9 protein-coding genes and 2 tRNA genes are annotated in these 13,008 nt (G+C 50.6%); 6 read left to right on the top strand and 5 right to left on the bottom strand.

Features of this window, described 5'->3' with window-relative positions:
• From WB371_RS13055 to WB371_RS13035, 5 genes are all read left to right on the top strand, one after another.
• On the top strand, nt 1-3,824 hold a 3,824-nt coding region (locus tag WB371_RS13055; protein ID WP_336220485.1), incomplete at its 5' end, for a YadA-like family protein.
• A 67-nt stretch (nt 3,825-3,891) separates the two neighbouring features.
• Nucleotides 3,892-4,707: an outer membrane protein assembly factor BamE domain-containing protein gene (gene bamE, locus WB371_RS13050; RefSeq protein ID WP_336220484.1), complete on the top strand. Its 816-nt coding sequence runs from the start codon at nt 3,892-3,894 to the stop codon at nt 4,705-4,707.
• Nucleotides 4,704-5,672 carry a hypothetical protein gene (locus WB371_RS13045; RefSeq protein ID WP_336220483.1) on the top strand — a complete coding sequence of 323 codons (969 nt, stop codon included), beginning with the start codon at nt 4,704-4,706 and terminating at the stop codon, nt 5,670-5,672. The genes bamE and WB371_RS13045 overlap by 4 nt, the downstream gene beginning before the upstream one ends.
• Before the next feature lie 82 nt (nt 5,673-5,754).
• On the top strand, nt 5,755-6,504 hold the full coding sequence (locus WB371_RS13040) for a helix-turn-helix transcriptional regulator (protein WP_336220482.1): 750 nt from the start codon (nt 5,755-5,757) through the stop codon (nt 6,502-6,504).
• A gap of 79 nt (nt 6,505-6,583) precedes the next feature.
• The gene (locus tag WB371_RS13035; protein ID WP_336220481.1) at nt 6,584-7,510 is read left to right on the top strand and encodes a LysR family transcriptional regulator; all 927 of its coding nucleotides are present in this window, start codon (nt 6,584-6,586) and stop codon (nt 7,508-7,510) included.
• A gap of 243 nt (nt 7,511-7,753) precedes the next feature.
• Here the strand turns inward: WB371_RS13035 and WB371_RS13030 are convergent.
• The 3 genes from WB371_RS13030 to mdtK all read right to left on the bottom strand — a co-directional run bounded on the left by WB371_RS13030 (nt 7,754) and on the right by mdtK (nt 9,443).
• Nucleotides 7,754-7,830: transfer RNA gene (locus WB371_RS13030), tRNA-Val, on the bottom strand.
• A gap of 11 nt (nt 7,831-7,841) precedes the next feature.
• Nucleotides 7,842-7,918 (bottom strand) — tRNA-Val (locus tag WB371_RS13025).
• 151 nt (nt 7,919-8,069) lie between these two features.
• Nucleotides 8,070-9,443: an MdtK family multidrug efflux MATE transporter gene (gene mdtK, locus WB371_RS13020; RefSeq protein ID WP_336220480.1), complete on the bottom strand. Its 1,374-nt coding sequence runs from the start codon at nt 9,441-9,443 to the stop codon at nt 8,070-8,072.
• Between the two features lie 217 nt (nt 9,444-9,660).
• Here mdtK and WB371_RS13015 point away from each other — a divergent pair, with 217 nt between their 5' ends.
• A complete protein-coding gene (locus WB371_RS13015; RefSeq protein WP_336220479.1) occupies nt 9,661-10,302 on the top strand; it encodes a riboflavin synthase subunit alpha in 642 nt (213 codons plus the stop codon).
• A gap of 38 nt (nt 10,303-10,340) precedes the next feature.
• Here WB371_RS13015 and cfa read toward each other — a convergent pair whose 3' ends face one another.
• The gene (gene cfa / locus WB371_RS13010) at nt 10,341-11,489 is read right to left on the bottom strand and encodes a cyclopropane fatty acyl phospholipid synthase (RefSeq protein WP_336220478.1); all 1,149 of its coding nucleotides are present in this window, start codon (nt 11,487-11,489) and stop codon (nt 10,341-10,343) included.
• 290 nt (nt 11,490-11,779) lie between these two features.
• Nucleotides 11,780-12,985, bottom strand: a complete 1,206-nt coding sequence (gene punC, locus WB371_RS13005; RefSeq protein WP_336220477.1) for a purine nucleoside transporter PunC — start codon at nt 12,983-12,985, stop codon at nt 11,780-11,782.
• Nucleotides 12,986-13,008: the final 23 nt, after the last annotated feature.

The following is a 13,008-nucleotide window of genomic DNA, read 5'->3' as shown; positions in this document are numbered from 1 at the left end:
CGGGGATTAACCCGACCAGTCAGGTCAGCATGGGCTCTGTGGGCAATGAACGTCTGGTGACCAACGTCGCGGCTGGCGCGCTGTCTGCGGACAGCACCGATGCGGTGAACGGCTCTCAGTTGTTTGCCACTAATAGCGCGATCAATAGCCTCAACAGCAGTATCACTAACCTGGATACCGGTTCGGTGAAGTATGACACCAATATCGATGGGTCCGTGAACTACAACAGCGTCACGCTGGGTGGGGACACCTACGACAACAGCACCCATACGGGCGGTACGAAGATAACCAACGTGGCGGACGGCACAGCGCCGAGCGACGCGGTGAACTTCTCGCAGCTCACTGAAACCAACAACAGCGTTAATGACCTCTCTACCACCGTAAACAACTTCGCGGGGGATCAGAGCGACACTTATACCACTATCAATGGCCGCGGCATTCGCTATGTGCGCACCAATGATACGGGGCTGACTCAGGAGGATGCATTTGCCACCGGTCAGGGTTCGACTGCCGTGGGTTATAACGCCGTTTCCGGCGGGATAAATAGTCTGGCGTTGGGGAATAATGCCTCTGCCAGCATTGACGACGGCGTTGCATTAGGCAGTCGTTCGGTTGCCAGCACGGCGGCGGGCGTGGCGGGTTGGGATCCCGACACCTTCTATATGTCTACCAGCACCAGCCCGGTCTGGCGGAGCTCGCTGTCGGCGGTAAGCGTTGGCGATCCGGTGAATGGGCTTACGCGTCAGATAACTGGCGTTGCAGCAGGCGCCGAGGATTCGGATGCAGTCAACGTCGCCCAGCTTAAAGCCAGTATGGCGCACTACTACAGCTTTAATGACAATGGCGTCAACATAGCGAACTACAACGATGATGGCGCGACGGGCTTTAACTCCATTGCTGCCGGGGTGGGGGCGCAGGCTTCAGGTACCAATGCTGTTTCAACAGGGGTGATGGCGCAGGCGAACGGGACGAACTCCCTGAGTATCGGCTATGGCACTGTGGTGAACGGCGACCGCTCGGGTGCTTTTGGTGACCCGACGATCATCAACGGCGCTGACAGCTACTCGTTTGGTAACGAAAACTATATTGACTCCAATAACGTGTTCGTTATGGGTAACAACGTTAACGTGGGGACGGGGTTTGATGGCGCGGTTGTGCTGGGGAACGACTCCACCGTCAGCAGTGCGGTTGCAACGCCGGGAACGACGATTAACGACGTGGCCTACAGCTTTGCCGGGGTGAACCCAACCAGCGTTGTGAGCGTCGGTGCGGCAGGTGCTGAACGTCAGGTCACCAATGTGGCGGCAGGGCAAATTACGGCAACCAGTACGGATGCGATCAACGGTTCGCAGTTGTTTGCTACCAACAGCGCGATCGATAATTTGAGCGGCAGCGTCACCAATCTGGATGCCGGTTCGGTGAAATATGACACCAACATTGACGGAACGGTGAACTACAACAGCGTCACGCTGGGTGGGGACACCTACGACAACAGCACCCATACGGGCGGTACGAAGATAACCAACGTGGCGGACGGCACAGCGCCGAGCGACGCGGTGAACTTCTCGCAGCTCACTGAGACCAATAGCCAGATCAACAACATCTATAACACCGGCACCAAATACTTCCACGCCAATTCCACCGGCGCGGATTCTCAGGCGCTGGGGTCTGATGCGGTGGCGATCGGTATGGGCGCAGTGGCGAACAATGCCGGGGATGTGGCGCTGGGGGCCGGTTCCGTGACCGGGGCAACGAGCGGTACGGCGGGGGCAACCATTGCCGGAACGGACTATGTCTTTGCGGGTGTTAACCCGACCAGTCAGGTCAGCGTGGGGTCTGTGGGTAATGAACGTCTGGTGACCAACGTCGCGGCTGGTGCGCTGTCTGCGGACAGCACCGATGCGGTGAACGGTTCGCAGTTGTTTGCCACTAACAGTGCGATCAATAGCCTCAACAGCAGTGTCACCAGTCTGGATGCCGGTTCGGTGAAATATGACACCAACATCGACGGAACGGTGAACTACAACAGCATCACGCTGGGTGGGGACACCTACGACAACAGTACGCACTCGGGGGGGACCACCATCACCAACGTGGCGGACGGCACAGCGCCGAGCGATGCGGTGAACTTCTCGCAGCTCACTGAAACCAATAACCAGATCAACAACATCTATAACACCGGCACCAAATACTTCCACGCCAATTCCACCGGCGCGGATTCTCAGGCGCTGGGTCAGGATGCGGTGGCGATCGGTATGGGCGCAGTGGCGAACAATGCCGGGGATGTGGCGCTGGGGGCCGGTTCTGTGACCGGGGCAACGAGCGGTACGGCGGGGACAACCATTGCCGGAACGGACTATGCCTTTGCGGGGATTAACCCGACCAGTCAGGTCAGCATGGGGTCTGTGGGCAATGAACGTCTGGTCACCAACGTTGCGGCTGGCGCGCTGGCAGCGGACAGCACCGATGCGGTGAACGGTTCTCAGCTGTTTGCGACGAATACGGCAATCAACAGTATCAATACGGATATTACCGGTCTGCAGCAGGATGCATTGTTATGGGATCCCGCAGTTAATGCGTTCAGCGCTAAGCACGGTTCGGTGACGGTCAACAAGATAACCAATGTGGCCGCTGGCGAGTTGTCGGAAACCAGTACCGATGCGGTGAACGGATCCCAGTTGTACGCCACGAACCAGCAGGTGAACAACATTGATGGTCGTGTCACCAATATCGAAAACGTGGTCTACGACAACGTCGTGCCGACAATGCGTTATCTGAAGGTGAATTCCACAGGAACTGATGCTGTGGCATCAGGATCCAATGCGGTTGCGTTGGGTCAGGCGACGGTTGCTTCAGGGGATAACTCGATAGCAACGGGGAATGGCGCGCAATCCTCTGGCGACGGGGCGATTGCAACGGGGGCAAACTCCAGCGCATCAGGGGCGACAAGCGTGGCAATGGGGCAAAACGCCAGTGCCGTGGCGGACAATTCAGTGGCGCTGGGGGCCGGGTCTGTCGCAGACAGAGCGAATACCGTCTCCGTCGGTTCTGCTGGAAATGAGCGCCAGATCACTAACGTAGCTGCAGGGACCGCCGCGACCGATGCCGTCAACGTATCTCAGTTGCAGCAGGCTACCGGAGATATCGTCAATATTCAGAATACGGTGACGAATATTTCCGATGGTCAGGACGGCATGTTCCAGGTGAACAACACCAGCAGCTTGCCGAAGCCTGCTCCAACGGGATATGACGCGATAGCCGGTGGTGCTGGCGCACACGCCAAAGGGAATAACAGCATGGCGATAGGGACGAATTCGGCATCGCTGGCGGACAACAGCGTCGCGCTGGGGAATGGCGCTTCTGCAAGTGCGAGCAACTCGGTTGCGCTGGGGACAGGATCGATAGCCGATCGTCAGAACACCATTTCGGTGGGGTCTGTTGGCAGTGAGCGTCAGATTACTAACGTCGGACCTGGCACCAGTGGCACCGATGCGGTGAACGTGAACCAGCTGAAACAGGGCATCAGTAGCGCAAACCAGTACACCAACAATCAGTTTAATAGCCTGAAAAATATGGTCGAAAAGCAGGATGACAAACTGAAAGGCGGTATAGCAGGCGCCATGGCGATGGCAGGGTTGCCTCAGGCTTACTCCCCAGGCGCCAGTATGGTGGCACTGGGCGGCGGTACCTATCAGGGAGAGTCTGCAGTCGCTCTGGGTGTCTCAGCCGTGTCTGACAATGGTAAGTGGGTCGCCAAACTTTCTGGCACAACAAACTCTCAGGGTGACGTTGGTGCAGCGGTTGGCGTTGGTTATCAGTGGTAATTAGGTTGATTATTCCCCGGCTAACCGCCGGGGAATATCGAATGCAATAAAATACGGAATCATAATTATGTTGACGAAATTAAAAGCGCTTCGTCTGGGCGCACTCGCCTTCGGTATGACGTTAGTTAGTGGCTGTACTCATTCTGTGAGTGATGTAGATACCCGAGGAAAAACCAATAAGCCGGTATTTCCTGCCCCGGAAACCGCCGTTCGCAGTGAAGGCAGTTATGTGAATCTGGATAATTTAAAACAGGTTCAGTCGGGAATGACCAAAAATCAATTATATGAATTGATCGGCATTCCACACTTTAAAGAGGGAACTTTCCGGGTTAAAGAATGGGACTATATTTTCCATTTTACCAAAGCGGATAAATCTGTTCTGACCTGTCAGTATAAAGTTCTTTTTGACTCTGACATGAAGGCCAGAAGTTTCTACTTCAAACCGGATAACTGTCTTAGCCAGTTAAACGATACCCGGCCAATTGCCTCCCATCAGGTGAAACACCAGGAGTTGGGTACTGAAGGGTTATTTGCGTTCGGCAGCACTCAGCTACTCTCGACGGGTGCCCAACGAATCAATCATTTAGCGGCTGATGTAAAAGCTGAAGGCTTCAGCGGCAAGCATATTGTGATTAGTGGCCATAGCGATCGTATTGGCTCGCCACTGAGCAATCAGGCGCTGTCGCTGGCGCGCGCGGAAACGGTGAAAAGCTTGTTTGTGCAAAATGGCATCCCTGCCGGGATGATTGAAACGCGAGGTTTAGGCGATTCACAACCTAAAGTCCAGTGTCCTGGAAAACCGTCTCCCGCGGTTATTGAATGTCTGGCGGAAAATCGCCGAATTGTTGTTGATGTTATTGATACTAACTCAGGTAAAGAATGAAAATGTTGTTTTTAAATTATACTAAGGCCGCGACCGGCGGCCTTGCTCTGCTGGTAGCGACTTCTGCACTGGCAACCCCGGAAGATATTGCGGTTAAAACGGTCAGTGTTCCGGCATGGAATATTATCACCGATACATTGGTGAATATGACACCTTTAGTCAATGGGCAACGCAATGATTTCGTGATGGCGCAAATTTGTGGTCTGGCGCGCGGCGACAAGAGCCAGCAGGAGGTTAATGCGCTTTTACTCAAGAATAACGTTGATCCTGCGAAGCTCCCGAAACAAGGCAATACGCTTTCATTGTTGGTTAACGGTGACCGCGGGCAACAACAAACGGCCTGTGTGGCCTACCTGGCATCGTCATTGTTTATGCCTGTGAATAATGCAGTATATTTACAAGATGCAAAAGCGCCGGCAGATGAATCCACGAAAGGTAAGGATAAAGAGAAGCCATCCGCAGCGAGTGATAAAAAAGTTGACGCCGATACTAAAAATGCCACAGCAAAAGCTGCGGCGCCGGCAAAAATATTTAATCAGGCTCAGTTCGCGCAAGATGCGCGGGTGCGCATTGCAATGTCACAAGCCACCGCGCAATTGTATGCAGTACTTGCCAGCAATCTGTCTGCTGAAAAAGGGAAAAGCTGGGGTGAATATCAGGTTCAGGCTCAGCAAATTATTGCGAATTATGCGCCGGAATATCTGCGCACTGTGACAATATTCTCCAACGCAACCGCTAATCAACCGATTGTGATTAGGTCAGTAACGGGGAATACTTTTTCAGTGGCCGATGCACATAACCATGAACTCGTTCAGGATAGCAGCAATGTGTTGTTCCGTTCTCGGGGTGTGAACTGGCTTGGAAATGGTCAAATCTTTGGCAAGGAATATTTTGTTGATGTGAAGATAATTGATTCACAGCCTCTGCCCAAGAAGACTGATAAGAAGTTACGTAGAAAAATCTAATCCTTGAATTTTAATTATATACCTCTGGTTTTTGCTATCCGTGATGCTTACATATTTCTTTGGAAATAGAGCTGAGGATTTTATGACTGATATAACTTATATACCTAATGGTGAGAGTAGTGAGACTTTTATCGTTGTCGATCGCTGCCATTTTAGCCGCAATGCAATGATAGATCTTGTGAATAGTATATGTAAAAATTGCGAGGTTTTTGGCTTCTATAGTTTTATTGAATTTGTCATTTGGCGTAGAAGCCATACTCAAAAAATTACATCGCTTATATTAAATGTTCAATCTAATGACAATTTTGTTGTTGATGGCATTATTGATTTTTTGGTCTATGGCTGGAAGATCTTATCGGTTCCTCGTAAGAGAATTCTGATTTTTGCCGACCGTCTCCCTGAACTCTTTCTGGACTTCATTGCGACCATCGACGTAAAGTTTATCATCAATAGAAAGGAGTCTATTGGTTACATCAGAAGGAGCCTACAGGTAATCCATCATAGTAATTACAACATTGCTGATAAATGGGTGAGTTCACTATTGATGTTGCCTCATCGTCGGGAGCAACGGAAACGGAGATTCTTGACCAATAATGAGATCAGGGCGCTTCAAACCATCATGAAAGGCGATGATGTTGCGAAGTGTGCTAAAGAACTGGGTATCAGCCCAAAAACGCTGTATTGCCAACGTAATTCAGCAATGTCAAAGCTGGGGATGTCACATTATCAGGATGTGATTCATTATAAAGAACTAATATCAATTCTGTGTATTGATAGTGAGGATAAGCGCCATCGTAAGGTTGTAAATAATTATAGTAAGCTGATGGAGTAAGTGGACGATGAAGCGTGAGGTACATAAAAATGCGCTTTAGCAGAAATGGCAGGTTATACTACTGATAACGATGAGGAGTATGCGATATAGTATCATGCCTGAACAAATGAATTTCGATTACAACTTAATTAAATATCTGGTTGCGATTATCGAGACAAAAAGCATGACCGGTGCTGCCGACGTGCTCGATGTTGCGCCATCCGCTGTCAGCTATGCGGTGGCAAAATTACGCAAAAGTTTTAACGATCCGCTGTTTATCCGTACAATAAATGGCGTTACTCCTACCGCCGTTGCGATTAATCTCTATGAGCGGTTTAAACCTATTCTTGATGCTATTGTTGATGTCTCTGATGGGAAGAACACAATAGATGATGAGATCTGGAATAAGCGCAAAGTCATCATTCGGACTGAGCCGTTAAGTGAGTTTTGGGTTAGCCATCAATTAATACTCAGTGGTATTATTCCAAATGAATGCAATGTTGAATTCGTCCAGCAACGTAACGATCCTGATTTCAGGGTGAGCAAAATACGAAATCTGGAAGTGGATATTGATATAGGCATGAGTTTATATGCAGATAGAACGATACGAGCGCAAGAGATTTTTAAATATGAAGTTTGTATTATTGCAAACAAAGCGCATCCAAGGATTGGTGATAGTATAACGCTGGACGAATTCAGGCAGGAGAAGTTTGTCAGGCTGAATAATGCTAACTATAATTTGAATATTATTTCTGGGATTGAACATATTCTCCTGGATCATGTTTATGATATCCACTTAAAAAGTGAATCGATGATCAACCTTTTATTGCTTTGCATTTCCTATGACTATCTTACCTTGTTTCCAAGGGTCTACCTTCCATTGGTTTGCGAGCTGTTTCCGATCAAAGAAGTTCGCTGTGATTTTCTACAGAAAAAGAATTTTGACCTTTATGCGCATATTCACTCCAAAAACAAGAATGATATGTTGCTAAATAAAATAATATCTGTTTGTAAAAACTTACATTGAGCATAATGAACAACAAAACCAAACTGGCGAAAACGACGCGATGTGGTTAATCCGGCGCAAGTCAGGGGGATTTTTGTGCACTAACGTGTTCTAAAAACAGCGGATGTGTGTGGTCGATGCTGGACGGCGAGGGAGATAAGGGGCTAAAACGCGTTACCTGTTTTAAGTGTTTTTTGTAATGAAGGAAAACTGGCTGAAAAAGCAACGAGGAAAAAGAGTACACCAGATTGCAAAACCATGAAATGGTGCGTCCGAGTGGACTCGAACCACCGACCCCCACCATGTCAAGGTGGTGCTCTAACCAACTGAGCTACGGACGCACTGTTTGGGATGGTGCGTTCAATTGGACTCGAACCAACGACCCCCACCATGTCAAGGTGGTGCTCTAACCAACTGAGCTATGAACGCAATGTTGTAAGTGACAACGGGGACGAATATTAGCGGCAGAGCCGGGATGAGGCAAGAGGGAAATGGTAATTTTCTTCCTGATTTCACTCGATTGCGGAGGAAGTGCGCAAAATGACGCGAGAATAGCCGCCAACAGGCGGCTATTGCCTGTTTATCGTGCCGCGCGCTGTAAAATCACCGCCGAAGGCTGACGTTGCAGGAAGCGCATCCGCAGCATCATCATCACTGCAGCAGACGTCAGGCCGATGATAAAGCCCATCCAGAATCCTGCTGGCCCCATCCGCTCAACCACCAGATCGGTCAGCGCGAGTATATAACCGCTCGGTAATCCCAGCACCCAATACGCGGTAAAGGTGATAAAGAAAATAGAGCGTGTGTCTTTATACCCTCGCAGGATCCCGCTGCCGATAACCTGAACAGAATCGGATATCTGATAAACCGCGGCCAGAAACATCAGTTGCGCCGCTAAGGCCACTACTGCAGGGTTGTCGTTATAGAGCAGGGCGATATGTTCGCGCAGTGTTACCGTAAAGATTGCGGTAAGACATGCCATACACACCCCAACGCCCAGACCGGTCCGCGCCGCTGTTTGCGCATCCAGCGTCGAGCCTTGTCCGAGACGATACCCTACGCGGATCGTCACTGCCGCGGCCAGTGACATCGGCAGTACGAACATCAATGAGCTAAAGTTCAGGGCAATCTGGTGACCTGCGACATCAACAATGCCCAACGGTGAAACCAGTAACGCCACAACGGCGAACAATGTCACTTCAAAGAACAACGCCAGCGCAATGGGTAACCCCAACTGCACCAGCCGCATCATCACCGCGTTGTCCGGCATGCTGAAGCGCTTTTCATTACGAATATCTCGCATGGAGCGCGCATGTTTTACATACCAGATCATGGCGCTGAACATCACCCAATAGACGGCGGCAGTCGCCACACCACAGCCAACACCGCCCAGTTCCGGCATGCCGAAATGACCATAAATAAAGACGTAGTTTACCGGAATGTTGACCAGCAGGCCGAGGAAGCCCATTACCATGCCGGGTTTTGTTTTCGCCAGACCTTCACACTGATTACGTGCAACCTGGAAAAATAGATAACCTGGCGCGCCCCACAATAATGCGCGCAAATAGCCGACCGCCTTATCCGCCAGAGCGGGGTCGATATTATGCATGGCGCGGATAATGTACCCGGCATTCCACAGCACGATCATAATCAGGACCGAGACAATACCTGCCAGCCAGAAACCCTGTCGAACCTGATGCGCAATGCGCTCACGTCGGCCAGAACCATTGAGCTGTGCGATCACCGGGGTCAGCGCCAGCAGCAGTCCGTGACCGAACAGAATAGCAGGCAGCCAGATTGAGGTACCAATGGCGACGGCCGCCATGTCGGTGGCGCTGTAGCCACCTGCCATGACGGTATCAACGAATCCCATTGCGGTTTGGGCGATTTGCGCAAGAATCACCGGAATTGCCAGAGCCAATAATTGACGCGCTTCACTGATATACTTCTGCACGTATACACCTATCGTTTTGTTTTTATTTGAGAGATAAAAAAGCCGCCACGGGGGGCAGCAAGAAGAAGATGCAGGGGAAATTTCAGTCTATTGTAGCGACGAATCGATATTTCTCCAGTGAAAAAACAGCCGCGCCGGGCACTTTGCTGGCAACCTGATTTTCCAACTGCTATTGTGGCAGGCAGAAATGGTTTAACTGAGTTCAGGAGTTGCAGGTATGTTTACAGGTATTGTGCAGGGCACCGCAAAACTGGTGTCGATCGATGAAAAACCCAATTTTCGCACCCATGTAGTGGAATTACCTGAATACATGCTGGACGGGCTGGAAACGGGGGCATCGGTGGCACATAACGGTTGTTGTTTGACTGTGACCGAAATTAACGGTAACCGCGTCAGCTTTGACTTAATGAAAGAGACGCTGCGTATTACCAATCTGGGTGAATTGAACGTGGGCGACCTGGTGAATGTTGAGCGCGCGGCAAAATTCAGCGACGAAATCGGTGGGCATCTGATGTCGGGTCACATTATGACAACGGCGGAAGTATCAAAGATTTTGACATCAGAAAATAATCGCCAGATCTGGTTTAAAGTTCAGGATCCGACGCTGATGAAATACATCCTGTATAAAGGATTCATTGGTATCGATGGGATAAGCCTGACGGTTGGGGAAGTCACCGCGACGCGTTTCTGCGTACATCTCATTCCGGAAACGCTGGAACGCACGACGCTGGGTAAGAAAAAGCTGGGCGCGCGCGTGAATATTGAAATTGATCCGCAAACGCAGGCTGTGGTTGATACGGTTGAACGCGTGCTGGCGGCGCGTGACGCTGCAACAATGAAGACGGAAAACGAAGCGTAAAACGAAAAGGCCCCCGCAGGAAGGCAGGGGGCTTGAGCTTAGCGGGCAACGCGCAGACCGTTTTCGACACCGCGTGAGAACATCACCTGCCAGAGCTGGATGTCGCGTGCGCGAAACGCCCCGGCACAGGCATTCAGGTAATAGCTGAACATCCGTTTGAAGCGCTCGGTGTAGTTATCGGCAATCTCCGGCCAGGCAGCAAGGAAGCGTTCGTGCCACGCCATCAACGTGGTGTCGTAATCGGCACCAAAATTATGCCAGTCTTCCATCACGAAATGCGCTTCGCTGGCCCTGGCAATCTGGCGTACTGACGGCAGGCAGCCGTTGGGGAAGATGTATTTATTGATCCACGGGTCGACATTATTATCGGTTTTTTTCGAACCGATGGTATGAAGCAAAAAGAGGCCATCGGGTTTCAAATTGCGATCAACCACCTCGAAATAGGTGTTGTAGTTTTTCGGCCCCACATGTTCGAACATACCGACCGAAACGATACGGTCGAACTGATCGTGTAAATCGCGATAATCCTGCAACAGAATCGACACGTCGAGCCCGGCGCAACGCGCCTGCGCCATTTTCTGTTGCTCAGCGGAAATCGTCACGCCAACCACGCTGACGTTATAGTTCGTCGCCATATAGTGTGACAAACCGCCCCAGCCGCAGCCAATATCCAGCACGCGCATGCCGGGCTGCAACTGCAACTTCTCGCAGATTAACCGTAATTTTGCTTCCTGTGCGGCTTCCAGCGTCTTTGCATCCTTCCAGTAGGCGCAGGAATATTGCATATAGGGGTCGAGCATACGACTAAACAGGTCATTGCCGAGATCGTAATGTTCTTTACCCACGATCCATGCCCGTTTTTTGCTTTGTAAATTGAACAGGCGAGCGCCAGCAATGCGAAGAGTGTCTTTAAAATGGCGCGGCAACTGGTTTTCCAGACCTGCTCGTAATACTTTACTAAAAAAATGATCCAGCCTGTCGCAATCCCACCAGCCATCCATATAACTTTCACCCAGACCGAGTGAGCCTTCCTGCAATACGCGTTTGAAAAAAGCGGGGTTATTGACGCGTATATCGGCGGGTGAAGCACCGTTAATGGTAATGCCAGCGCGACTTAATAATTCGTTAGTGATACGGTACCAGTCATCATCCGGTACACTGACTTCTTCTATACACGATGAACTCATAGCTTCTCCATCACTGGTCGGTGATCAGAACCTTAAAACAGCGTAGACGCTTTTTTGGCTTTGTGAGAAATCTCACGGAAACATTCCGTGAGTCTATTATCCGACGTAGAACAGAGGAAGGGAGGAACCCTTGCCGAAAAGGCCATCCATGGTGAATCGGGAACACGCTGGTTCCCGTTAACACATAATAATTATCGTAATTTAACCACCGGAATTTAGTATAGGCCTCAAAATTTGATGATTCAACCAAAAATTCTTAGCCTCCTAATTAACGATATTCATTTCATATATCAATGAGATTCGTTATGGGCGATCTCTGTATTCTCATGTTTCTCGCTGACCCCATCAAACTGTTGCTGCATTTTATACCCCAGACCTGCGAGGAATACCGTCGACAGCATAACGCCGGTGGTGGTGAGTAACGGTGTGCTGATAAGCCAGGACACCAGCAGGCTGGCAAGGAAGCACAATCCCAGTTGCAGGGTATTTTGCAGGGCTGCGGCGCGGCCAGTTGCCTGCGGGAAAGGGCGTAGTGCCTGAGCGACTACAACCGGGTAGATCGCACCGTTGGCAATCGCCATCACGCAGAACGGGATCAGGATCTCCGTCAAGGAGACGTGATGAATAAAGCTTGCTGCCCAGGTCGCCACCACACTCAGCGCATAAAGTACCAGTAGCCAGGGAAGAAGCTGCTGACCCTGCCATTTTTGCAGCGCAGCACGGCAGCCGTAACCGCCAATCAGAAAGGCAATAGTTTGTGGCACATAACTGAGCCCAATCACTGCCGGACTGTAGCCCATCTCACTCAGGATGAAGGGCGAGCCGGTTAACCAGGCAAAGAAGCTGGCAGAACAGGCCGCGTAAATCAGCACGTTTCCGCGATACGCCTTTGTGCGAAGTAACGTGGTAAAGGTCAGTGTGTCTTTGCTGTCAGTACGAGTTTTTACGATCGGTTTTAAACGCAGCGCAGGCAGCATCAGAATCAGGGTAATGGCAAACAGCGTGGCAAAAATCGCCTGCCAGGAGAAATGAGTCAGGATCCAGCTTCCTAACAGCGGTGCCAGTGCAGGGGATAACCCCACGAGTGGCATGATTGTCGCGAAGATACGGTTGGTTTTATGTGCTGGATAGTAATCCGTGACCAGCGCCTGCCAGATAACGCTCGCGGCGCAGACCCCGACAGCCTGAATAAAACGCAGCACCAGTAATCCTGTCGCATTTTCTACCCATAACATGCCCAGACTCCCCGCCGCAAAGATGGTTAATCCCAGCAGTAAAATCGGCTTGCGACCATAACGATCTGAAAGTGGTCCCCACAAAAGCTGTGCGATGGCGAAGCCTGCTAAAAACAGACTGAGACTGGCGCTGACGGCGGAGGCGGGGGTTTGCAGGTCAGACTGAATGGCGGCAAAAGCGGGGAGGTACATATCTGTTGCCAGAAACCCTAACACGCTAAGCCCGGCCAGCCAGATTAAAAACCCTTTTCCTGGTTGCATAATGTTCTCTTATTTTAATGAAT

The organism is Citrobacter amalonaticus (genome assembly GCF_037053465.1).
GTDB classification, from domain to species: Bacteria; Pseudomonadota; Gammaproteobacteria; order Enterobacterales; family Enterobacteriaceae; genus Citrobacter_A; species Citrobacter_A amalonaticus_H.
Note: the sequence above shows the minus strand (reverse complement) of the source record. Positions and strands in the feature narration are given on the sequence as shown.